This window comes from Spirulina sp. CCY15215, assembly GCF_016888125.1.
Lineage (GTDB): Bacteria > Cyanobacteriota > Cyanobacteriia > Cyanobacteriales > Spirulinaceae > CCY15215.
The window spans coordinates 29,418-50,804 of sequence record NZ_JACSWA010000343.1; the positions used below are offsets into that span (position 1 = coordinate 29,418).

At 44.6% G+C, this 21,387-nt stretch carries 25 protein-coding genes; 5 read left to right on the forward strand and 20 right to left on the reverse strand.

Translation table 11 applies throughout. The features are described from left to right. Positions 1–116: 116 nt before the first annotated feature. The 8 genes from JUI58_RS07730 to JUI58_RS07765 all read right to left on the reverse strand — a co-directional run bounded on the left by JUI58_RS07730 (position 117) and on the right by JUI58_RS07765 (position 8,077). Positions 117–482, reverse strand: a complete 366-nt coding sequence (locus JUI58_RS07730; RefSeq protein WP_204103186.1) for a hypothetical protein — start codon at positions 480–482, stop codon at positions 117–119. Between the two features lie 19 nt (positions 483–501). Beyond that, entirely contained in the window at positions 502–939 is a 438-nt protein-coding gene (locus JUI58_RS07735; protein ID WP_204103187.1) for a hypothetical protein, read from the reverse strand. After that, positions 929–1,117, reverse strand: coding sequence for a hypothetical protein (locus tag JUI58_RS07740; protein WP_204103188.1), 189 nt, complete (start codon positions 1,115–1,117; stop codon positions 929–931). The genes JUI58_RS07735 and JUI58_RS07740 overlap by 11 nt, the downstream gene beginning before the upstream one ends. Before the next feature lie 151 nt (positions 1,118–1,268). Then, the gene (locus tag JUI58_RS07745; protein ID WP_204103189.1) at positions 1,269–2,384 is read right to left on the reverse strand and encodes a tetratricopeptide repeat protein; all 1,116 of its coding nucleotides are present in this window, start codon (positions 2,382–2,384) and stop codon (positions 1,269–1,271) included. A 2-nt stretch (positions 2,385–2,386) separates the two neighbouring features. Beyond that, on the reverse strand, positions 2,387–4,150 hold the full coding sequence (locus JUI58_RS07750) for a CHAT domain-containing protein (protein ID WP_204103190.1): 1,764 nt from the start codon (positions 4,148–4,150) through the stop codon (positions 2,387–2,389). Between the two features lie 17 nt (positions 4,151–4,167). Beyond that, complete coding sequence (locus JUI58_RS07755) at positions 4,168–5,253, reverse strand: DUF1822 family protein (RefSeq protein ID WP_204103191.1); 1,086 nt, start codon at positions 5,251–5,253, stop codon at positions 4,168–4,170. A gap of 21 nt (positions 5,254–5,274) precedes the next feature. After that, positions 5,275–5,904, reverse strand: a complete 630-nt coding sequence (locus JUI58_RS07760; protein WP_204103192.1) for a hypothetical protein — start codon at positions 5,902–5,904, stop codon at positions 5,275–5,277. Positions 5,905–6,160: 256 nt separating this feature from the next. Further along, positions 6,161–8,077 (reverse strand): tetratricopeptide repeat protein, encoded by a 1,917-nt coding sequence (locus JUI58_RS07765; protein WP_204103193.1) that lies wholly within the window; start codon positions 8,075–8,077, stop codon positions 6,161–6,163. A gap of 256 nt (positions 8,078–8,333) precedes the next feature. On the opposite strand from JUI58_RS07765, the gene ybaK reads away from it, so the two are divergent. Next, on the forward strand, positions 8,334–8,807 hold the full coding sequence (gene ybaK / locus JUI58_RS07770; protein WP_204103194.1) for a Cys-tRNA(Pro) deacylase: 474 nt from the start codon (positions 8,334–8,336) through the stop codon (positions 8,805–8,807). Positions 8,808–8,896: 89 nt separating this feature from the next. Here ybaK and JUI58_RS07775 read toward each other — a convergent pair whose 3' ends face one another. The 5 genes from JUI58_RS07775 to JUI58_RS07795 form a co-directional block, all read right to left on the reverse strand. Continuing rightward, complete coding sequence (locus JUI58_RS07775) at positions 8,897–9,658, reverse strand: hypothetical protein (protein ID WP_204103195.1); 762 nt, start codon at positions 9,656–9,658, stop codon at positions 8,897–8,899. Further along, positions 9,655–10,710 carry a Rieske 2Fe-2S domain-containing protein gene (locus JUI58_RS07780; protein WP_204103196.1) on the reverse strand — a complete coding sequence of 352 codons (1,056 nt, stop codon included), beginning with the start codon at positions 10,708–10,710 and terminating at the stop codon, positions 9,655–9,657. Before JUI58_RS07780 ends, JUI58_RS07775 begins: the two co-directional genes overlap by 4 nt. A gap of 10 nt (positions 10,711–10,720) precedes the next feature. Further along, positions 10,721–11,221 (reverse strand): hypothetical protein, encoded by a 501-nt coding sequence (locus JUI58_RS07785; RefSeq protein WP_204103197.1) that lies wholly within the window; start codon positions 11,219–11,221, stop codon positions 10,721–10,723. Positions 11,222–11,234: 13 nt separating this feature from the next. Then, complete coding sequence (locus tag JUI58_RS07790) at positions 11,235–11,597, reverse strand: hypothetical protein (protein ID WP_204103198.1); 363 nt, start codon at positions 11,595–11,597, stop codon at positions 11,235–11,237. 227 nt (positions 11,598–11,824) lie between these two features. Next, the gene (locus JUI58_RS07795) at positions 11,825–12,118 is read right to left on the reverse strand and encodes a hypothetical protein (RefSeq protein WP_204103199.1); all 294 of its coding nucleotides are present in this window, start codon (positions 12,116–12,118) and stop codon (positions 11,825–11,827) included. A 457-nt stretch (positions 12,119–12,575) separates the two neighbouring features. On the opposite strand from JUI58_RS07795, the gene raiA reads away from it, so the two are divergent. Then, the gene (gene raiA, locus JUI58_RS07800; RefSeq protein ID WP_204103200.1) at positions 12,576–13,268 is read left to right on the forward strand and encodes a ribosome-associated translation inhibitor RaiA; all 693 of its coding nucleotides are present in this window, start codon (positions 12,576–12,578) and stop codon (positions 13,266–13,268) included. 61 nt (positions 13,269–13,329) lie between these two features. Here the strand turns inward: raiA and crtD are convergent, their stop codons facing one another. Beyond that, positions 13,330–14,907 (reverse strand): C-3',4' desaturase CrtD, encoded by a 1,578-nt coding sequence (crtD, locus tag JUI58_RS07805; protein ID WP_204103201.1) that lies wholly within the window; start codon positions 14,905–14,907, stop codon positions 13,330–13,332. 104 nt (positions 14,908–15,011) lie between these two features. On the opposite strand from crtD, the gene JUI58_RS07810 reads away from it, so the two are divergent. Both JUI58_RS07810 and JUI58_RS07815 read left to right on the forward strand, forming a co-directional pair. Beyond that, positions 15,012–15,374, forward strand: coding sequence for a multidrug efflux SMR transporter (locus JUI58_RS07810; protein WP_204103202.1), 363 nt, complete (start codon positions 15,012–15,014; stop codon positions 15,372–15,374). A gap of 22 nt (positions 15,375–15,396) precedes the next feature. Next, positions 15,397–15,714 carry a multidrug efflux SMR transporter gene (locus JUI58_RS07815; protein ID WP_204103203.1) on the forward strand — a complete coding sequence of 106 codons (318 nt, stop codon included), beginning with the start codon at positions 15,397–15,399 and terminating at the stop codon, positions 15,712–15,714. Positions 15,715–15,883: 169 nt separating this feature from the next. On the opposite strand, the gene JUI58_RS07820 is transcribed toward JUI58_RS07815, so the two are convergent. The 4 genes from JUI58_RS07820 to secG all read right to left on the reverse strand — a co-directional run bounded on the left by JUI58_RS07820 (position 15,884) and on the right by secG (position 17,510). Next, a complete protein-coding gene (locus tag JUI58_RS07820; protein ID WP_204103204.1) occupies positions 15,884–16,057 on the reverse strand; it encodes a hypothetical protein in 174 nt (57 codons plus the stop codon). A 21-nt stretch (positions 16,058–16,078) separates the two neighbouring features. Next, positions 16,079–16,540, reverse strand: coding sequence for a type II toxin-antitoxin system antitoxin SocA domain-containing protein (locus JUI58_RS07825; protein ID WP_204103205.1), 462 nt, complete (start codon positions 16,538–16,540; stop codon positions 16,079–16,081). A gap of 47 nt (positions 16,541–16,587) precedes the next feature. Continuing rightward, positions 16,588–17,160, reverse strand: coding sequence for a Uma2 family endonuclease (locus JUI58_RS07830; RefSeq protein ID WP_204103206.1), 573 nt, complete (start codon positions 17,158–17,160; stop codon positions 16,588–16,590). Positions 17,161–17,273: 113 nt separating this feature from the next. Then, positions 17,274–17,510 carry a preprotein translocase subunit SecG gene (secG, locus tag JUI58_RS07835; RefSeq protein ID WP_204103207.1) on the reverse strand — a complete coding sequence of 79 codons (237 nt, stop codon included), beginning with the start codon at positions 17,508–17,510 and terminating at the stop codon, positions 17,274–17,276. Between the two features lie 40 nt (positions 17,511–17,550). On the opposite strand from secG, the gene lipA reads away from it, so the two are divergent. Continuing rightward, the gene (lipA, locus tag JUI58_RS07840) at positions 17,551–18,453 is read left to right on the forward strand and encodes a lipoyl synthase (protein ID WP_204103210.1); all 903 of its coding nucleotides are present in this window, start codon (positions 17,551–17,553) and stop codon (positions 18,451–18,453) included. A 222-nt stretch (positions 18,454–18,675) separates the two neighbouring features. Here lipA and JUI58_RS07845 read toward each other — a convergent pair whose 3' ends face one another. Then, the gene (locus tag JUI58_RS07845) at positions 18,676–19,131 is read right to left on the reverse strand and encodes a hypothetical protein (RefSeq protein ID WP_204103208.1); all 456 of its coding nucleotides are present in this window, start codon (positions 19,129–19,131) and stop codon (positions 18,676–18,678) included. 205 nt (positions 19,132–19,336) lie between these two features. After that, entirely contained in the window at positions 19,337–21,220 is a 1,884-nt protein-coding gene (gene ftsH2, locus JUI58_RS07850) for an ATP-dependent zinc metalloprotease FtsH2 (protein WP_204103209.1), read from the reverse strand. Between the last annotated feature and the right edge of the window lie 167 nt (positions 21,221–21,387).

Here is a 21,387-nt window from a genome sequence, read left to right on the forward strand (position 1 = left end):
GTCCTATTTTCTAGTTATCCCGCAAAACGAGAACTTTTTCGCAAAACCGTCAAAAAAATTTATGAGATGTCTGGCGATCGCCGCGATCGGGTAGAATTTTGCGATCTCGTTTTTCTCTAAATTCGCTGCAAATAGAGATAATTTTCATTTTCTATACATTTTCGTAACTCTTGTAACTTTTGCAAACGATAGGTAATTTGTTGATAAGTTTCCTTAGAACTTGCACTTTGTAATTGAGATAAAACTGCCTCACTCTCTTCTGCAACAGCTTCTAAGAAAAATAATCGGAGTTGTTGGCGATTTTCGCGATCGAGTTCTACAACGGGTAAACACTCTTCCTCACCATCAATGAGAAAACTTTTCTCGATAGAACAACCAATTTTAGAAAATTGCGATTTTGCTAACCATTCATAGATTTCTTCTGAAAGTTCTACATATTTAGATGGTCGAGCGTTATTGGTGTAAAAGATCATATCTAACATTTCTTCTCATCTCCTAGTTTTAATCAGAACTTAAATTGCTTTCTGGAAATTCTTCAATCCAAATAATTTCTGAATCGTCTAAGAGTTTTTTTGCAGGTTTCGTGATTTTTCCTGTTGCGATCAGTCCCATAATAGTTTCCTTGTTAATAAGTTTCCTAGCAAGAGTAGAATCTATTTTTTTGCGAGTATAGGCTTTTACCTCCAAAAAAGAGTTTTGTGTCTCGCTATTACTGACTGCGATCGCTTTTCCTTGAATCTGAAATAAAATCTCTCGAACTCTTGGAATGTCATTGCGATCGCAAACCTCAACATCTCCCTTGGGATCTCCACCTGTTGTTCGTTGAGCTTGAATTCCAGCCTCCTCTAATTTATTTATAATCCATCCCACCAAGTCTCGGTGAACTTTTAATCGAGCAATCTGTTTGTCTTCATCAGTTTCACCAAAATCAGATGACATAATTTCTGTTCTCTCCAATCTTTTCCACTGGAGTCACTTTACCCGCACGACTGTCCGCCAGTCCAGCTTCTACAACTTGTCTGACGTAGATTTCATACATTAAATCTTCCCATGTTGAATCATCTGGGAGTCGATCGATCAAACGATGTGCTTCTTCTTTCAGATTTTGAGTTTGCATGGTGTTTGCCTCTAAAACTAAATTTAATGATAGACGCGATCGCCTGCTTTTGCCCGATCTCTCCATTGTCCACTAAAATCAAATAGCACTCACTTTTCTTTCAATCATGCCAGCGATCGCACCCCTAAAACTATTTTTCTTCGCCAGTGCGTCAGTTATCAGTTATTAATTCCTGAATAGTTTTGTCCAATTCCTCCAACCGATCGCGATCGCCCAATTCTTCATAAATCCTCCTTGCTTGCGTCAAAAGATCGATCGCATCGGTATAATTTTGCATGGCAGCGCGAACTCGTCCCAATCCCTCGTAAGCCAATGCTTTTTCCTCCAAATTCGCCTCATCTGCCAAAGCGATCGCTCGTTCATAATGCTTGGCCGCAGGAGGTGCAATGAGCAGACGATCTTGATAGAGTTCGCCGATTAATAAATGCAAAGCCGCCGTTTCGCTCATTGGTAAAACACTTTCTAACAGCAAAATTGCTTCGCCGATCGCATCATACTCCAAGAAAAGGCGTGCGATTGCTAATCCTTTTGCTTCAAGAGAAATAGATTGCTGAATGAAGAGCGATTGGCGCGATCGCAGTTCTTTTTCTTCAGTTTTATCTAATAATTGAAAGCCCATTCCTCCTAATTGTACGGATTCTTCAAAAGAAGCGACTCCCGTATCGGTTTCTACTACTAATAAATAATCCCAACCCGGTTGCAAAACTTGCTCGTCGGACTCAGGGATATAAACAAGACTTGTATCTGTTGTTTCAACGCTCCATTGCATCTCCCGACCGTCTTCCGATACTCCTGTTACTGTTACTAAATAGCTTGTTGCTCCTGCTACCGGATTCCAGCGTAAGATGGGGCGTGACTTGAAAACTTTTGTGCGTCGCGGACTCACTGAAAAAGGAATGGAAGTATCCCCCCAAGCGAGAATCGTGCCGCGATCGGGACAGCCCGCCAAATCGGGACTGCATTTTGCTTCTTCCCTCGCACCCGTGCAGCGATTGGGCAAGATTGACCCGCTACTGACTGCTTGGGTTTCTAGATTGGCGCACAATACTAACAATTGTCCCCCCTCATTCACTTGCAAGCGATCGCTCGGGTAAATAGTCATGCCTAAAGTGGCGCGAATATTGCGATCGCCTCTCAAAACAACAACATCCCCGGAACTCTCTAGGATCCTGCCGTTGGGACGGTTGAAGGCAAAAGCCGAAGCGGTTGCGCCAAGCCAAAGTGAGAGGGCAACGGTAACGAGTTTTAGCGTGCGGGTAACTTTCATAGTTAATTTTCCTCAAGTCTTTGGTGAGCCTCGTGTAAGCATTGATTTTGTTCGGGAATGTGATATTGAGCGGATTTTTTAACCCATTCCCAGTGCTGGCGTGCCTCTTCTCGACGATTTTCCCCCTCCAAAATGCGGGCGTAAAGGCAATGGGCGTGAGGGCTATCGGGTTCGAGAGCGATCGCCTCTTCCAGATGTGCCTTAGCTTCGCTAATTCGCCCTTGCTCTAACAAAAGCCAGCCTCGCTTTCCCAAACAAGCCGCTCCCACCGCCGGATAGGGAGAATCCAAACAGTGTTGCGTAATCTGCCAAACTGCATCGGCATCTTGCAGATTGAGAAGCACCTTAGCCAGTTGTGACGAGGCTTCCGGCAAACCCCGATCCGCCGCCCGTCGATATCCTCGTGCCGCGCACTGGAAATCATTGCGGGACTTTTCGCATAGCCAAGCCAAATTATAGTGAGGTTTGGGATTAAAAGGATCGAGAATGCTGGCAAGGCGATAAAAAATTTGCGCTTGTAGTAGCTCATTGGTTTCAAAATGCGCGACTCCAGTGCGATTCGCCCAAACCGCCACCGTTTGTCCTCCCAAACCGTACAATCCCAAACAGCCGATGAGGGAATATAATGCGAGGCGAGGAAGCGGCAGAATGGGTTTTAACTTGAAGGTGCGAGGACAGCGATCGCCTTTGAGTTCTGCCCATGTTGGCGCAGAAACGGCAGGATGCTGGCAAATCGCGGGCAGCCAACTCGCCCCCGGAAGGCGATCTTCCAACCCTTTGAGCTTTTCTCTCCCTTGCCTGACCGCTAAAGGAAACGATGCACCTTTGGCGTATGCCTGCAAGAAATATTGCAGAAACCTTCGGGCGATCGCGTCGGGGACGGCTTCGCGCATGACAATGGCAGGAGGAAGGGGAATTTTTGCCTGCGCCCAATCCCGCGCAATGCCCAAACCATCGCAGCAGTTGAAGATGGCAAGCTGCAAACTGCGTCGGATGGCATGGGAAAGTGCTTCTTGCAGTTCCGCAACGGTCAGAGATTGCTGGGAATTAATGTAAATTCGGCCGCCCGTCACATTGCGATCGCTGCGTCCGTGTCCGGCAAAAAATAAAATATCCCAAGGTTTTTCCCAAAGTTTCTCCGTTAATTCCTCCCGTCGGGGTTGAATTAAAAAAGTGAGTTTTGCTCCAGGCAATTTTTGCAATAGAGCGCGATCGCCTTCGATATCGATGCCCGTTCCATCTCCCAACACAGCCAAAATATTGACTTTTCCTCGTTCCGTCGCCTGGCGATCGCTTGGGGGTGCAGGATAATCTGGCGTACTCAAAGCAATTTCTGTATAGGGATAATCTTGGCGACATAGCGACCAAAGATGCCAAGGAATCCGCCACGTATCGCTATCTTGACTTTCCACGGTCAACAACAGTTCATCTTTAGGAGCAAAAGAGCTTCTCACTCGATTTTCAATCCCGCGAAAGCCACTATTCCCAAGCCAATGATTGAATTTGTTTTCTAATTCATGGGAGATTTCTTGGAAGGCAGTTTCCGAAACATTGGTGACAGATCCCGCTTCAATTTCAATCCCGCGAAGACGACTTTGATAAAGCAGTTCGTAAAGCAAGCGCCAGCGATCGTAAAGTCCAGGGAGATTGGGAGCGGCGGGCAAATGACCGGATACTTTTGAGCCATCGGACAGCCGCGCCGAAACGTGAGGAAAACCCTCGGCAAAATTTCCCGCTCCCAAACTCAAGACCACCGATGCTTTCACGGTTCTATCTCCACATTTCAAACTGAAAAGGGTTCTTCTACTCGAGCGCCATCCCAACTGACGCGCAATTGAAAATCCGTTCCCGCATCAACGGTAAAAGGTTTGAGCAGGATATACAAATCTTGACTTCGCGAGGTAACGCTTTGCAGGATTTCGCCATTGTCTCCGACGAGTGCTAGTTCTAAATTGGCAGGGAGATAGCGCTCCTCTTGGTGAGGATTCGCTCGCACGAGAATTTTAACACGCTCGTCTGCTTGTTTTGCCAAAGCCACTAGCAAGACGATCGCGCGATCGTTCAAGCTAATGCCCAAATCGATCAATTTGGCGCGACAAACATCTGCTTCGGGAAAAGGCATCTCGTCTCCTCTACGAAAAGCCAGTCCTGCGGGTTCTAAGTCTCCCCAATCTTCCCCAACAAGACGTTCCCATGCCTGTCGTCCGGCATCGGCGAGATTTTTCCACCAAGGGACAGAATCGATCGCAGAGGAATTTTCGGAGGGCATGACAGTCTCAGAGATCGAGGGTAGGAGGGATTCGGGTGCTTGCCAATTGGCACTGAAGAGGGCGGCAAACCACAGGTTTAAATGCACGCGATCGCGTGCGAGATTGGCGAGATAATCTAATAAAGTCGGTAAATCTTGTAAATCTCTCACAAAAATTTCTCCCGTTCCTGCTGTTTTGACGAACCCCAACGGTACGGCTACCCGCTCTTTTTCGTCGATCCCCACTACTGCGTAGCCGATGCGCTCCCAACGAACTTCTGGCGGAATCGAGCCCAGAAATTGTTCTGAGGATAAGATGGCATTGGCATCGATGCGAACGGGTATACATTCCAATTGTCCGACATCCGAGACAATCAAATCGGCAACATTGGCCATCGTCCGCAGTACGGGATTCCAGCTATCACTTCTCTCCAAATTCGTCGCGATCGCCATTAAGTCTAAATAGTTGCGAATGGCAAGGACGGCTAGGGTATTTAAACCCACTCGTTCTGCTTTTTGCGGCTCGGACTGCTCTCGGGCGAAAGTCAGAGCAGTTTCGATATTCTGCCTCGGTATGGGCAGGGGTAAAGTCTCTTCCGGTAAAATTTGCGTGGCATTCATGGGGGTTGAATAATGCGTTCTCTACTCTATATATCCTTGAGATTTAGCAAAATTTCGCAATAAGGGTTTGCATTTGCGCTGATAAAAAGTGGCGAGGGTTGAATAGGCGCAATCAAATTCTACTTCGAGGACTTTCCAATCCGTTTCCGGGGGAAGGCGGCGCAAAATTAAAACTTGAGCCGTTAAGTCCGGGCGATCGCGAATGTGAGTTTTTTGGAGTTCTCCCGTGGGATCGCTTTGCGCCCAATTCAGGGTTTCTTCCCAAATGGGCGGTACGTCAGGCGGTGCGGGAAAATTCTCCAGCCATTGCGAAAAGGTTTCTCCTTTTAATGGCGAAACCTCGGAAACATTTGTTTTACGTTCTTGCTGTCGTTCGAGGCGATAATCATGCAAGCGCCATTTTAAATGGGAGTTCATCCACGTCGCGAGGGAGCCGCGATTTGGCTCGTACTTGCTGCATAAATTCTGACTCAAAAAGAGCAAGGTTGTTTGCAATGCGTCTGCATAATAATCTGTCGTTTCCCGCCACAATTTACCCGATCGCAAGAGGGACTGAATCAAATGCGTCAGACCTCGATTGTAGGCAGGACTGCCTTGAGGATGCCGACAAATTTCGGCAATACGTTCGGGATAGTCTTGAGGTTCGCTCATAACTGCGATCGACGAGTTTGATATAGATAAGAATTCTCTTTTAGCTATCGAGACAGTTCGCTCGTTTTTTGCGTTTTATTTACAAAACTTTATACAAGCTCATACCAAATCCAGTTACACCAGTTACAATCGACCACAATTAACGCGATACGGATCTGCCACGCTTGCGCGAACGCCTAAAACCTTGTAGGGCGTTGCATACAACGCCCTACAGAAGGGACGAGAATACCTCCCCAGCAATGCGGATTTGGTATCATTAACCAAGATTAGGGAGTAATTGCGGGAGAAGTTGACCGGGAACTTGAGACAGCGCGAGATTTTGTCCTTGGATTCCACCTTGTTTGTAGAAAGCGCGGACAGTACGAATAATATAATTTAATGCCGTTTGATAACTGTCTGAATCTTGGGCAACATTATTTAATGTTTGTAGATGAGCCTGTAATGCGAGTTCTAAGAAGTGTATTTTTTCGGATTTAGAGAGAGAAAATTGCTCTTCTGTTCCTAATTGATAGCAAACCAAACCCAGATTATTGTAAGTGCCTAAAAAGTTAAAATTAACCTTAACTGGGGGAGCTTGACGATGGAGATGATGGGCGAGTTGTGTGGCAATTTGATATGCTTCTATTGCTCTTTGTAAATAGTCTTGTTTTTGGGTCACTTCTAGTCCATCCGTAGCCGTTAAATGCCAATATGCCGTCCCTAAATTGTTTTGAGTTGCCGCACAAGCAGCCGGAGCATTTTCCCCAGTACGATAGATCGAACTCTTCTCATAACAATCGATCGCCGATCGCAAATGATTTTCTCGTGTTTCGTGTTGCGATAAATTCCAATAGGCAGTACCTAAATTATTTTGGATCATTGCCCAATTGAGGGGATCGCCTTCAGGATCGTAGTGTTTTCCCGCTTCGGTATAAGCCGCGATCGCCGCTTGTAAATTTTCTGGGGCGTTCTCATGTTGCGCCAAATGCCAATAAGCTGTACCTAAATTGTTTTGAGTTGAACCATATTTGAGGGCGTTATTTTCCGCCGTGCGATAGTACAATGCTTCCTCATAGGCGGCGATCGAATGTCGCAGGTTTTTCGCCAAATCTCGATAGCGAGCCATGTCGCCATAAGCCGCCCCTAAATTATTCTGGATCATGGCATAGGTTTGGGGCATGGCGGTGCGATCGCCCAAAGTCGCGATCGCCTCTTGATAGATAAAGAGTGCCTGTTCTAAGTCAGGATACGCCTGTTCGGGACGATCGGGACGGCGCGATCGCAGCCAATAAAAATTGCCCAGATCGTTATAAATTTCCGCCGCAATAGGAAAAGTTTCTTGATACTGTAATGCCTGTTCGTAGGCCTGAATTGCTTCCGTTAGGGTAGCGCGATCGGCTTCTCCCTTGGCAATGCGATCGCGATACTGATGGGCAATTTGTAAATAATATTGAGCCATCGTTGCCCGAGAATAAGTTTGTGGCAAGGGTTTTCTCTCTTGGGAGGGGGTAGAAGCGCTCTTTTTGGGGATAGGAATCATCGGAGATGTTTTCAAGGCGACTAACGGGAATTCTCCCTCATTCCTGTGGGTCTCTTCCGATGGGGTTTGTTCGGCACTGCCATTGCGATCGCGTAACTCAGTTTCTGTCCCGCGATCGTCTTGTAAAAGCGCGTACTGTGGCGATGAACCAGTCAGACTGAGAGCCTTATTTTCCCCTGTAAATTCAAAAATTCCCGTATGCCATTGCCAAAACTCCGGTACAGATTGACGAATATTATTAAACCAAGGTTTAGACACCCAGAGCAAAAGACTGAACTCGACTTTTTTCAAGTGACGTTCGATCCATCGTAAAGTACGGATAAAGCGCTGTTGTACGCTTGCACCTTGACGGGTTAACTCCTCAATGCCGACAATTTCAAAAGTAGGATGAGGGAGAGAGGGTGTCGAGTGGGGGTTTTGTTTGAGAAAAGTGGCGATCGCGGAGAGAAAGTTAGGATTATTGACATCTAAGGTTAATTTAACTAAAGGAGAAGGGCGATCCATGTCCCCCGTGTGCAACTGTTGGGAAATGCGATCGCGCAGTCCGACATTATCGCAAACAGCAAAAAAGATTTGACGGCGCAAACCGACTTGTAGGGCTTGTTGCAAGCGATGATAATTAGCCATATTTTTTGAGGTGGAAGATGCAGACATGGAAAAATTAAAATTATGTTGAGTCTTAAAATTGAGGCTTAAATTATGAGTTATCTTGAGGACTTACCCATTGAACAACTAACGGGCAAGATGCCCGCACTACCACCATCACAATAGAATACGGGAGTGGGAGCGTCTCGCTCCCTAGCTGCGTCAGTCCTAACCTTATAGCTACTAACTACAATCTTGTTTCTCCATAATCTGCACGTTTTTGCTTTATTCTTTCCTCAAATCCTAAAGCCCTCCTTTTTTTCCCATGAAAAAAACTAATGCTGTCCGTTTGCTGGATAATTTGAGAATCTCTTACAATCTCTTAGAATATGAGGTTAACCCAGAGGAACTCGCAGCAGAAGGGACAGCAGAGAAAGTGGGACTTCCCCCCGAACAAGTCTTTAAAACTTTGCTTGTACGAGGCGATCGCACTGGGATTTGTTTTGCGGTGATTCCAGGAAATGCCTCCCTCAATTTAAGGGCTTTAGCGAAACTATCTGGCGATCGTAAAATGGAAATGGTCGCACTGAAAGAAGTACAACCTCTGACGGGTTATATTCGCGGCGGAGTGACAGCATTAGCGAGTAAAAAAGCATATCCTGTTTATGTTGAGGAAATTGTCGAGATTTTCGATCGCATTGCTGTTTCTGCGGGGATGCGAGGGTGTTTAATCTTGCTTTCTCCTGGGGATTATTTACAAGCAGTTAAAGGGATATGCGGGGAAATTTCCGAATTTTAGTAATATCAAATCCGCTAGAATGCGCTTAAAAACAATCGGTTAATGTAGGTTGAATTGAGGATTGAGGGTGGGAAAACCCCACCCTTATTTTAAACCAATTCGTAGCTATCAGGATCGGCTTTGAGAATGAACATATCCCCTGCTTGAATCACTTCTCCTGTAATGCGAACTTCATTAGCAACCTTGTCGAGAATGCGATCGTTAACGGCTTTTCCAGAGCGATCGCTTAACACAAAGTACATCTTTTCTCCCGCTTCATTTTCCACCAAAAAGATAGGAGGAACACCGCCACTAATACAGCGAATGGCACAACTGCGGTGAATTGCCGTGCGTCCCCGTTTCATCACTCCAGGATAGCATTTACTATCAAGAATTTCCCCCACGAGGGTAAACTCACCCAAGGATCTCTCCCGATCGGGAGTAGGGGCATTTTCTGGGGTGTCGATCGCCTCAACTGATTGCGTGGCTATCACCGTTAAACTATCCCGATGGATGGTGATTCCTGCTAAACTCACCCATTGACCTGCTTTTTCCAGATCGGACTCATCCACGCCACTTTTATCCGTATCCATGAGAATATAGCGGGAATACTTGACCCCCGTTCCCGTTTCTCCCGATCGCGGTACGAGGAGATGGGGAACCGGTTCCGCCAGCAGGATCCCTTCTGTCTCGGATCTGCCTGCAAAACGCCCTTCGTTGAAATGGTCGTGAATGCCAGGAAGTAGCAATGCTAACGCGATCGCGATCGCTGCCAGGAGAGGGATAAACCACAACAGATGGCGCAAAAATCCCGAGGGCATTTTGCCGTAATTGACATAAAACTCATCTTTTTTACGAGGATTTTGGGTCATTGCGTCACCTCCACGGGAATAATAGCTGGGTCAACTTGGGTACCGGGGGGATGAGGAATTGTCTTAACGAGAATGCGATCGCCTTCCAGTTTGACATCAAAGGTGGGAATTTTTTCGGTAAAGGGGGGTGGGGATGCCCCAGAATCGGGTAAATATTGATAGCCATGCCAGGGACAGGTAATACAGCCGTCAATAATTTTGCCTTCTCCCAAGGGACCATTTTGATGTTGGCAAACATTGGAAACGGCAGAAATTTTATCCTCATATTTAAACACGGCCACCCGTTCTCCTCCAATGGTCACGACTTTAGCGCGGTTGTTGGGGATATCTGCAATGCAGCCAATTTCGACATATTCGGCATTGGTTTTGGCCAAATCTGGGCGATCGCGCTGCATTTCTCGCCATCCTGTAATTAAATGCAATCCCAGGATCCAAAACAATCCTACCCCCACCAGAATCGTCAGTAAGGGGTCGCGATTCGATTGCAAGGCTCCGAGTACCACATGACCCACTAGCAGCCCATAAGCGAGGTAAACCCCCATGTGTAGGGCTTTCCAAACTGGAGCCGTTAAATTGACCAACCAAAAATCGTGACTGGTAGCAGCCATGAATAAGAAGATCGCTAAAGCCACAATTCCCAATATTTCAAAGGGAAAACCCGTCAAGGAAAAATAGTTGGTATTGCTAACAAATAAACTGGTTGTCGGGTCTAAATTGCCGAAACCGTGATAGCGAAATCGCACCAGACGGGCATGATTGACGGCGAGGGCAAACATAGTTACTCCCGTATGTCGCCGATTGAACAGGAGGGGATAAAACTTGGGACTCAGCCGCGAGAGGGGTCCAATGGAGAGAATAACGTGGAGTAAGATAAAGGCGGCGGAACCATAGGCGCGGATTCTCAGACCAAAATTATCGGGACTGGGATAGGGATCGATCTGTTCGGCGATATAGCGAAAGAGAAAGATATAAAGGGCAACCAGTCCCACCAAAATCAGATCGTAAACGATCTTTTGACGATTCCACTGAATCGACTTATAGTTAACACTCACAATTGTCTCCTTAAGGTTTTAACTCGGAAGGGAATTCCCACGCAGCAAGCAATTCTTTCCCGGCTTGGCTGTAAAGAATGAGATAGCCCTGGTTTTCGGCGATCGCATCGGGGAGGATGAATTGGCGACGAGAGGTCCCCGCTAAGGAACCGAGAAGGAGGGCGCGATCGCCCAATTCTTCGGGTTTGCTGGCGGTTTCATCCCAATACATCAACAGATCGGGGCTGAGAATAGGGCGATTTGGTTTGAGAATGAGAACGAGGCGATCGCGGGAATCGAATTGTGTTGCAGCCTCGAGGGAGATCGAACTACTTTTCAAGGTTGTACTGGCGATCGCTTCTTCTTCCGTCGCGATGACAAAACCCGCCTCTTCAAAGAGGGAGGTTGTTTCGGGGCTGGTGGCGATCGTGTAGTCTGGGCGCAGGACGATGCCAGCAATAAAACAGAGGGACAAAAGAACGCTCAAAACAGCGAAGGCAAAAAAGTGAGTTTTACGATGAGAGAGAAGCATGAATCAATATCCTTTACAATGCGTGTTTGGCGGCTTCCCTACGATGGGCGTTTTGTTCCTTGGGATGAGTTTTTCCTCGTAATAGCCGCAGCAAAAATAACGGCCAGAGGAGGGTGACACCGGGGATAATTAAGATGCGAAAGAAAATTGCCAGATCGACAATAATGGCATTAACTCGTTGCAGAAATGAGGGAGACTGGTTTTCCTCATGGGAACTATTCCCACTCTTAAAACTACCGATGACGGATTTCACGGCGGGATCGACTCGAGGAATCAAAAAGAGAACAAAGGCGATCGCAAAAATGAAACCCGCAGCTAGATAAGCACGGATGAGGTTTAACCCCCATTCAACTACTGCAATTGCGGTACTATTCATATATCAATTTGCATGAAAGCGCAATTTTACATTGTGTCTATTTTGGCGCGAGAGGTGTCAAATATTATGAGAATATTCTGAAAAATTTGCATATATTAATTTTATTGATGGGCATTAACAGGGTAGTTTGTACGATCAAACAATTATCATTTTTGTCTTGTCTATTCTGTGAATTTATTTTTATGAATTTATTTGTGATATTCCGAACATTGGGATGCTTACCCCCATTATAACCAAGTTGCAACCAATCGTAATTCTTCAGGAATGGGAACATCAACTGAAAATTCGAGCATCACTTCGCGATCGCCTAAATATCCCGATTGCTGAAACGATAATAACATCCGTGCTAAGGCAATCCAAACCTCGCGATCGTACTCCCAGTCACAACCTCGAACCGCATAGCAACTAATCGATTTTAACGCCCAAAAATAACTATTCCGCACAATCGAACCGCCCTTTTTATAAGAGGGAAGATCCTCGATATTAATACAGAGAATATCATCTTTAACGGTAGCTCGCATCGTCTTATCACAAATTGTTACTTTTAGATATTGTAGGGGGGCGCGATCGCGAAAAATACTGATATTTCGGTTTTTTCTCTCAAAGACTCAGTATACGAATATATTTTAGCTGGATTGTTGCAAATCATTAAGGAGGTGTTGTATAGTAATGTCAACAGATGCGAAGGATAGTAAAGAGAAATCAAAGGTTTGGATTCTGTCCAATACAAAGTGCTAGGGTGATAGATATAGAAACAATTCGTTCAAGCTAATCATACGCTCCCGAACGAATTATTCTTAAGGAAGAGGAGGACATCTCTTTACTGTCCACCCTAGCCAAAAAGAAGCAAACCAAGGGGAAGTAAACCAAGGGAAAGCAAACCAGCGAACCCATCTCCCTTTTCTAGAAGAAGCAATCGTTTAATTACGTGCTGTTTTTTCAAGAGTGATTTTACGTTTATTCAATGGAGTAATCAATATGAAGCTGTTAGTTCAGGGAAATAACATCACCGTCACTGAAGCCATTCATCTTTACGTGCAAGAAAAATTAGAAAATGCGGTCAGGCACTTTCAAAACATTACAACAAAGGTTGACGTTCATCTGTCTGTAGCGCGAAATCCCCGGATCAGTGATAGCCATAAAGCCGAAGTTACCGTCTACGCGAATGGAACAGTAATTCGGGCGCAGGAAAACAGCGAAGATTTATATGCGAGTATCGACATGGTAGCTGATAAGATTACTCGCCAACTCCGCAAATACAAGGAAAAACATTTCCTCAAAAATCATAAACCTTCTAAAGCAGAAGAGTTGGCTACACAACCGCCCATTGTTACAGATATTAAGGATTTAATTGGCGATCGCGAACCGGAATTGCCTTCTGAAGTGGTTCGCATGAAGTATTTTGCCATGCCTCTGATGACCATTGATGAAGCATTAGTACAACTGCAATTAGTGGATCACGATTTTTACGTTTTCCGTAACAGCGAATCCGATGAGATTAACGTGATCTATATGCGAAATCATGGGGGATATGGCGTAATTTTACCTCGTGAAAGTAGTGTTAATGGAAATCATGCCCATGATAAAAATGGTCACAAGGAAAATAGCAAAGTTTCTGAGATGTTTCTTGATGAAGAACAAACTTCAGAAATTCCACCAGCACAAGTTTGAATTAAATACCTCTCCTTTTCCAAGGAGGGTTTAGGAGAGGTAAAAATAGGACAAAATTTAGTTATTGAGTGCAAATTTGTCTGACTGCTGTTAACCCGGAGTAACTGACTCCCGCAGTGCCTTCTCCTGGATGCGTTGAATCTCCCACCAACCACAGATGTTGAATGGGGGTTCGTGTCCCAAAACCAAAGGGACCAAAGGTAGAAAGGCGCTGTCCCACTCCTCCGACATAACCTTCTTTTCGTCCAGTAAAATGGGCAAAGGTGCGAGGGGTAGCTACTTCTTGATGGAGGATAGTTGCAGAGGTGAGGTGAAAATATTCACCCAAACGGGCGATCGCCTCGCGAGTATATTTTTCTTTTAATTGTTCGTAATTTTCTTTGCTTCCCTGCCACCATTGTCGCGTATCGACGAAGGAAGAAGCAATAATTGTACCCTGTCCTTCGGGGGCGCGTCCATCTCCTGGTTTGCTAACGGAAACGAAGAGAGAATTATTCTCGCCAATTTCCCCCGCGTAGTCGTAGAGAAATTGTAAATGCGGGGGACAATTTTCAGGAATAGCAGCGCGATCGACTCCCAAATAGACTACAAATGCCCCAGAAGGAGAGGGAAGTTTATCGATTCTGTATTGATATTCTTTCCAGTTTAAAAATGATGTGGGGGGGAAAAATGGAGAGAGGGGAGACTGCGATCGCGCCTTATCTTCTACTAATTCCTGTAAGTTTTGCACTGTAACATTGGCGATAATTTCCTCTGCTTCTTCCTCCCAAACTTCCCCAGTTTTAAGATTGCGGATCGTGACTCCTGTTGCTTGACCCTTTTTAACATGAATTTTTTCAACCCGGTGACGCATTTGTAATTCTCCCCCATACTTTTTGAGGGCTTCAACGAGGCGATCGCTTAACACCTGCATACTACCTTCAAGGTGATATAATCCTTGAGGGGCTTGAGACACTCCTAAAGCCGTTGCTGCATAAAGTAAGGCTGTTTCATCGGCATTAACTTGGGAATATAGCTTAAGCTGCATATCTAAAAAGGTTCGCAAGCGTCGGTTTTCAGATAATCCCAATAATCGCAGTGCATCCCCCACCGTTATCAAGGTAAAAGGAACTGTAATTAAAGTATCTAAACGAATGGCTGAGAGTAATTGTTGCATATCCCAAACATTGCGAGGAGGTAAAACCGGATCGCGAGATTGAAACTTCCAGCTAACCTGAAATAGTTTATTCATTAACTGCCAAAAAGGTGCGCTACCGGGAAATTGTTTCTGTCTTTCTTTTCTCCATTTTTCGCGATCGCGCCAAATATTAATCGGTTCTTTTTCTCCTGGTAAAAACACTGCACAAGCGGGATCGCAATAGGTTGCTTCGGGTAATTCTACCCCCAATTCTGTAAAAATGCGATGGTGAATACCTCCCACTTCTAACCCCGCAACTTGAGTCGCCCCCACATCAAAAATAAAGCCCTTCCGTTGAAAAGTAGAAGCGCATCCACCCGGTACAATAGCCTGGTCAAAAACCCGCACTTGATAGCCTTGATGGGCGAGTAATGCCCCTGTAGTGAGTCCTCCAATTCCCCCACCGATCGCGATCGCGCTACGAGTACGAGAAGATCTCGCCTTTATTTGAACATCAGACATTAATTATTTGTAAATCCTTTAACTTTTGTAAATATTATAGATATATTTACAAAAGTTTGCAAATATGCTTAAACTGATTATCTAAGCTCAATCGTATATTTAAAATGATCGTTAGCTGGATCTATTTATGTTTAGCAATTATTCTCGAATTGGCAGGTACAACTTCCTTAAAGTTGTCACGAGGATGGACTGAGAGCTTTCCTTCAATTCTCGCCTTCGTATCCTATACCGCTTGTTTCAGTTTTTTTGCACTGGCGCTGAAAAAACTCCGTTTAAGCGTTGCTTATGCAACTTGGTCAGGAGTCGGAACGGCTGGAGTTGCTATCATTAGCATTTTGTGGTTGCACGAGTTAGTGAGTTTAGTTAAAATTGCTGGCATTGCTTTAATCGCGATCGGAGTCCTCATCTTAAACTTGACGGATAAAGAGACAAAAGAACAAAGCCAAAAGAAAGGGTTGATAAAATAAATAAGGAGATCGGAAACAAAAAATGTCCTCTTGGATCTATTTAATTTTAGCAATTAGTTTGGAGTTAGCGGGCAGCACTTGTCTAAAACTCTCAGATAGCTTTACCAAAGTTCTCCCTTCTATTTTGCTTTTTGTCTTTTATGGACTGTGCTACTATTTTTTTGCGATCGCCTTGAAAACCATCGATCTGAGTGTTGCTTATGCAATTTGGTCGGGTTTGGGAACGACAGTTGTTGCCATTATTGGAATTTTCCAATTTAAAGAATTAATAAGTATTAAACAAGTTTTGGCAATTGGTATGATAGTAATAGGTGTAGTGTTGTTAGATCTATTGGCTTAGGGAGCATGTCAAACTCGAAGACCGTTTGTACTATTGCATGGTGGGGTGCATGTTTGAGCTTGGACTGATGATACTTTGAGCCTTGTCTGACGCGCACAGTTCAAATGTTCCTACAAAACTGACATGCTCCCTTGGCTTAAGACTCAAGAAAGCTATCTTGACTCTCTCTCTATATGGTAAGCTGCATGATTGAGTCTGGATTTTTTTGTAACCTTGGCTGCTTCTTATTAAGTTCAGGAAGTTGTAGTAACCTTGGGCGTTTCTCCTCATTACTTGCTTGTTTTTTTGCTTTTCTAATTTCTCGTTTCTGTTTTGGTGTTAATTTTTTATTCTTTTTACTCATTTTATTTCTTGTTAGCAAATTTTACACACTAGATTTGGTTACACTCAATCCTGAATAGTATTCGTGCATATCAGCAATTTTTATAATTGCATTCCCTCTTTCTCCCTCTTTGATTCCAGCTTCTTCTCTCGCTTTTTTCCAAGGTTCTTCTAAATGAGTAAGATCGCTCAACCATTGAGATTTTTTATCTCCATAAAAATCAAGCACGCCATCAATTGTTTCTTTTTGTAATGGAGTTAAGTTTGAGGCACTTCCATTGACAAAAATACCTTGATTGACTTTAAATATTCCTTTATGAGCTTCATAAAGTTCTCGAATTACAGGTCCATTCACCCATGCTTCTATTGGAGAATCAAATAAAATCTCTTCATCCCAGACGAGAGACCATGCTTGGGAATAGTAAACTAATTTCTGCAATTTCATCGCAGTCATTTCGCCTAACTGCTCGATAATATAGGTTGCTACGTCAAAAACAGAGGCCATTATCTGATACTCCTTTTAAACTCTTTTATGCTAGCATTCTAGCATATTTACAAAATTCCCGGCACATCTTCATATAAGGCTGCGATCGCGCCACTAAAATTCACACTGGCTAACTCAATTTCTTGTCCTTCTGTATAAGCATAGAGTTCCCAGCGTCCTTGAGAATTGCGTCGATAACACTCAACACTGATGCGATCTTGACGAATTAAAACATATTCTTGTAAACTCTCCAAAGTTCGATAATCGGCAAATTTTTCCCCGCGATCGAATGCTTCTGTACTGGGAGAAAGAACTTCAATGATTAAAACAGGAAAGCGAATACAATCTTCTAAAGAACGGGTATCTCGTTCATCGCAGGAGATGGAAACATCAGGATAATAATACGAATTAGTTGTCTCGATTCGCACTTTGGTATCGGAAATAAAAGCTATACATCCCGAACCGCGCACGTGATTTCTTAAAAGAGCAAAGATATTGCCCGCAATAATAACATGGGAATTTTTAGCACCAACCATTGCATAAACTTCTCCATCGCGATATTCGTGTTTAATCGGGCTGACTCTTTCTCCGGCTAAATAATCTTTGGGAGAAATATAGAGGCAATCTTGACTGGCGATCATGGCTTTATTCTCCTTCAAAGTATTGGGATTCTGACATTAAGTAAAGATGTGAAAAGGCGATCGCCGATCGAGGAAAGCGATCGCACTATAATTTTTTCTTAAATTTTCCCGAATTATCCAGCCCCCAACCAATCGGCAGCCAAAACCACTGTTAAACTCATAAAAATAATACTTAGCATCCAGGTGACGCGGTTGAGAGTAAGTTCAGCACTTTTCGTACTGGTGAAAAGTTGTGCTTGTCCACCAATACCGCCAATTCCATCTCCTTTGGGGGAATGCAGCAAGACGAGGATAATTAAAAATAGGGCAGATAGCGCCCAAACAAGTTGAACGATTTGAACAATATTCATGCAGAAACTCTATACTCTATAATTTGTTTACAATGAGAACATTTTAGTCGAGAAAGAACAAGTTGTGGTTGTTAAGCCGGAATGGTTACGAGTCAAAGCCCCTCAATGGCAGCGCGTAGGTAGCGTCAAAGAGATTTTACGAGATTTAGCGCTCAATACGGTGTGCGAGGAGGCATCTTGTCCCAATATTGGGGAATGTTTTCATGCAGGGACAGCGACTTTTTTAATTATGGGTCCCGCTTGTACTCGCGCTTGTCCCTATTGTGATATTGATTTTGAGAAGAAACCGCAACCCCTCGATCCCACGGAACCCCTACGATTAGCCGAGGCAGTGCATCGTTTAAACTTGAATCATGTTGTGATTACTTCCGTGAATCGGGACGATCTCCCAGATGAAGGTTCAAGCCAATTTAAGCGCTGTATTGAAGAAATTCGCATCCTAAGCCCTAAAACTACGATTGAGGTGCTTATTCCCGATTTATGCGGCAATTGGGAGGCTTTAAAGGTCATCCTGGATGCTCAACCGGAAGTTTTAAATCATAATACGGAAACGATTCCTCGCTTATATCGTCGGGTGCGTCCCCAGGGAGATTATCGGCGATCGCTTGAACTTCTGCAACGCAGTCGAGAAATTGCCCCTTGGGTTTATACCAAGTCGGGGATTATGGTAGGGCTGGGAGAAACCGATGCAGAAGTACGAGAAACCATGCAAGATTTACGGGAAGTTGATTGCGATATTCTCACCATCGGACAATATTTACAACCTTCTCAGAAACATTTAGGAGTGAAGGAATTTGTTACTCCTCAGCAGTTTGATGCGTGGCGAGAATATGGGGAGGCGATCGGGTTTCTACAAGTAGTTTCTTCTCCCTTAACTCGAAGTTCTTATCATGCGGAGGAAGTTCGTAAACTGATGGAGAAATATCCGAGAGAAAAAGAATAGAAAACAATCATAGAAAATAGGCGATCGCGCTCCTTGCTAAAATGTGATAGTAAGCTATATCGCTATATCTCCGAGTCAGCGATATCTTTAACGAGATAATTATTCCGAACGCACTTAGCAAGTAACTTAGAAATAAGGAGATCGTTCGCGTCATGAAAAATACCACAATAAGGTTTGCAATAGCGCGTAACATTACCAACTTCGATCTCTGTCATTTTGTATTTACTGCTGGTGAACTTTTATGTTTAGGTCATTAATATAGTCAATCATATCTAGGACATACATTGAACCGTTTAAGATAATTCGCTTGTTTATATACAAACTTGGCTTAAAAATAACATAGTCTAAGTAGTAATCTTTTTTGAATCGCAAAGTTAGTGAGTCATTTTTGTCTTTTTCCCATTCTAAATAGAAAAGGCCACTTTCGCTAACTGTTAAGCTACTCGGCTTGGTGATATTCTCCAGAGAACCGATAAATAAAAACATCGTTTTAAGCGATTCTAAAGATAGTTCATCATCCTCTTCTAGATCGCACAATTCTTTTAGTTCGCGAATGCGTTTGGAAAAATAGTCATCTTTCAGCTTAATAAAATCAAGTCCATAGTTCAGTATTTCTTCAAAAGTCACTATTTTGTCTATTTTGTCTTGACTTAATGTTTTGCTTATTATTAGTGTCATTGTTTTATGCCACAATCATTGAGGCTAATTATAACATATCAATACTTCAATAATCAATACTCGATTTCCTTGCTAAAATATGATACTCAATTATTGAGGCAGAATTAAAGAATGGCTTAAAATTGGCTGCAATGATGTCAAAAAAAATGCTCTGTCTTCTTTGTTTATGAAGACAGAGCCAAACAATCAAAAGAGTTGAGAGAAATTACAATTGAGGAACAAACTGCTCTTTTTCAGGAATCGTTGCATATTCCGCGACAATTTGCCGGAATTCTTCCCCGTCAATTGTTTCTTTTTCAATCAATAAATCGACCAAGCGATCGATAACCATGCGATGATTGCGAATAATTTGACGTGCCATTTCGTGACCCTTTTCAGCCAGAATTCTTACTTGCTGGTCGATCTTCGTGGCAATTTCTTCGGAATACTCCGATCGCGTCATGAAACTGCTTCCCAAGAATACTTCCCCAGATTGATCTTCTAAGGATAAAGGACCGAGATCGCTCATACCGAAGCGCGTTACCATTTGTCGCGCCATCCCTGTCACCTGTTGCAGGTCGCCCCCAGCACCTGTTGTTACTTCTGCATGACCGAAGACCTCTTCTTCTGCTGCACGTCCTCCCATAGCCCCAGCAATGCGCGCCATGAGTTGCGATCGCGTGGTGAGTCCTTGTTCTTCATCGGGAGTGAACCAGGTCAGTCCTTGCGCCTGTCCCCGAGGAATTAGAGTTACTTTTTGAACTGGGTCGTGGTCCTTAATTAAAGTCCCGACGATCGCGTGACCGACTTCGTGATAAGCGATGAGGCGCTTACTCTTACTATCCACTAAGGGCGTGCCTTCCATCCCCGCAATGACGCGATCGACTGCATCATCAATTTCCAACATGGTGACGCATTCCTTGCGCCGTCGTGCGGTTAAAATGGCTGCCTCGTTGAGCAAATTGGCTAAGTCTGCACCGCTAAAACCGGGGGTACGACGGGCGATGGTTCCCAGGGAAACCGAGGAGTCAATCTTTTTGTTGCGGGCGTGAACTTCTAAGATTTTGAGGCGGCCTTTGATGTCTGGCGCGTCTACAATGGCCTGGCGATCGAAGCGACCTGGACGCAATAAGGCCGAGTCGAGAACATCGGGGCGGTTGGTGGCGGCGATAATAATAATCCCCGTATTGCCTTCAAACCCGTCCATTTCCGTGAGGAGTTGGTTCAGGGTTTGTTCTCGTTCGTCATTTCCACCGCCGATCCCGGCACCGCGTTGGCGACCTACTGCGTCGATCTCATCGATGAAAATCAAACAAGGGGCATTTTCTTTGGCTTTCTTAAATAAGTCTCGGACGCGGGAAGCCCCAACCCCGACGAACATTTCTACAAATTCAGAACCGGAAATGCTGAAGAAAGGAACTCCTGCTTCTCCGGCGATCGCCTTAGCCAATAAAGTTTTACCTGTTCCAGGCGGTCCCACTAATAGCACGCCTTTAGGAATTTTTGCACCCACGGCGGTAAAGCGTTCGGGTTGTTTGAGAAAAGTAACGACTTCTTCTAATTCTTCTTTGGCTTCGTCAACTCCAGCCACATCATCAAACATGATGCCAGTTTTTGCTTCCATTTGAAAGCGGGCGCGGGACTTACCGAAATTCATGGCTTGTCCGGGTCCCCCTGGCATATTATTGGAACGACGGAAGAGGAAGAAGAGAGAACCAATTAATAAAATCGGGAAGATTAAATTGCCCAACAGTCCCCAAATTGCGCCGTTATTTTGGATGGGATGGGAGGCGAAAGGAATGCCTTCTGCCCGCAGTTGTGCCATTAATTCCGGGGCGCGTATGGGTAGATCTACTCGCAGGAGTTGTTCGCGATCGCTGAGTTGAGGGTCAGTAGCCTGTACGATCGCCGTGCGTCCCCCTTCATAGAGGTCAACAGCCGTGACGCGGTGGGCGCTAAGATATTCCAAAAAGCGTCCGTAGGTCATGCGGGTGCTGGCGGTATTATTACCGAAGGCATTAGCGGAGGAAAATGTCCCTTGCCAGAGGAAAAAGCCGATGACGAGGGCGGGTAGCGTCCAGAGTAGTAGGACTCTCCAAGAAAGTTTCATATTCTATAGTGTCTTGTTTAACGGGTTTTCGGTCAATTGCGGCACTGGGAATTACGAGAAAATGACAGGTGGCGATCGCAGTGGACAATTTGAGTGGCCGCGATCGCATTTTTTTACAAAGGTTCTTGTATTACCGAACGAGTGCTGCAATTGCCAAGCTATCTTAA

Excerpts from the sequence above, each read along its gene's own strand:
- JUI58_RS07730 (WP_204103186.1), bottom strand. The coding sequence starts at position 482 with ATGTTAGATATGATCTTTTACACCAATAACGCTCGACCATCTAAATAT.
- JUI58_RS07735 (WP_204103187.1), bottom strand. The coding sequence starts at position 939 with ATGTCATCTGATTTTGGTGAAACTGATGAAGACAAACAGATTGCTCGA.
- JUI58_RS07740 (WP_204103188.1), bottom strand. The coding sequence starts at position 1,117 with ATGCAAACTCAAAATCTGAAAGAAGAAGCACATCGTTTGATCGATCGA.
- JUI58_RS07745 (WP_204103189.1), bottom strand. The coding sequence starts at position 2,384 with ATGAAAGTTACCCGCACGCTAAAACTCGTTACCGTTGCCCTCTCACTT.
- JUI58_RS07755 (WP_204103191.1), bottom strand. The coding sequence starts at position 5,253 with ATGAATGCCACGCAAATTTTACCGGAAGAGACTTTACCCCTGCCCATA.
- JUI58_RS07760 (WP_204103192.1), bottom strand. The coding sequence starts at position 5,904 with ATGAGCGAACCTCAAGACTATCCCGAACGTATTGCCGAAATTTGTCGG.
- JUI58_RS07765 (WP_204103193.1), bottom strand. The coding sequence starts at position 8,077 with ATGTCTGCATCTTCCACCTCAAAAAATATGGCTAATTATCATCGCTTG.
- ybaK (WP_204103194.1), top strand. The coding sequence starts at position 8,334 with ATGAAAAAAACTAATGCTGTCCGTTTGCTGGATAATTTGAGAATCTCT.
- JUI58_RS07775 (WP_204103195.1), bottom strand. The coding sequence starts at position 9,658 with ATGACCCAAAATCCTCGTAAAAAAGATGAGTTTTATGTCAATTACGGC.
- JUI58_RS07785 (WP_204103197.1), bottom strand. The coding sequence starts at position 11,221 with ATGCTTCTCTCTCATCGTAAAACTCACTTTTTTGCCTTCGCTGTTTTG.
- JUI58_RS07790 (WP_204103198.1), bottom strand. The coding sequence starts at position 11,597 with ATGAATAGTACCGCAATTGCAGTAGTTGAATGGGGGTTAAACCTCATC.
- JUI58_RS07795 (WP_204103199.1), bottom strand. The coding sequence starts at position 12,118 with ATGCGAGCTACCGTTAAAGATGATATTCTCTGTATTAATATCGAGGAT.
- raiA (WP_204103200.1), top strand. The coding sequence starts at position 12,576 with ATGAAGCTGTTAGTTCAGGGAAATAACATCACCGTCACTGAAGCCATT.
- crtD (WP_204103201.1), bottom strand. The coding sequence starts at position 14,907 with ATGTCTGATGTTCAAATAAAGGCGAGATCTTCTCGTACTCGTAGCGCG.
- JUI58_RS07810 (WP_204103202.1), top strand. The coding sequence starts at position 15,012 with ATGATCGTTAGCTGGATCTATTTATGTTTAGCAATTATTCTCGAATTG.
- JUI58_RS07815 (WP_204103203.1), top strand. The coding sequence starts at position 15,397 with ATGTCCTCTTGGATCTATTTAATTTTAGCAATTAGTTTGGAGTTAGCG.
- JUI58_RS07820 (WP_204103204.1), bottom strand. The coding sequence starts at position 16,057 with ATGAGTAAAAAGAATAAAAAATTAACACCAAAACAGAAACGAGAAATT.
- JUI58_RS07825 (WP_204103205.1), bottom strand. The coding sequence starts at position 16,540 with ATGGCCTCTGTTTTTGACGTAGCAACCTATATTATCGAGCAGTTAGGC.
- JUI58_RS07830 (WP_204103206.1), bottom strand. The coding sequence starts at position 17,160 with ATGATCGCCAGTCAAGATTGCCTCTATATTTCTCCCAAAGATTATTTA.
- secG (WP_204103207.1), bottom strand. The coding sequence starts at position 17,510 with ATGAATATTGTTCAAATCGTTCAACTTGTTTGGGCGCTATCTGCCCTA.
- JUI58_RS07845 (WP_204103208.1), bottom strand. The coding sequence starts at position 19,131 with ATGACACTAATAATAAGCAAAACATTAAGTCAAGACAAAATAGACAAA.
- ftsH2 (WP_204103209.1), bottom strand. The coding sequence starts at position 21,220 with ATGAAACTTTCTTGGAGAGTCCTACTACTCTGGACGCTACCCGCCCTC.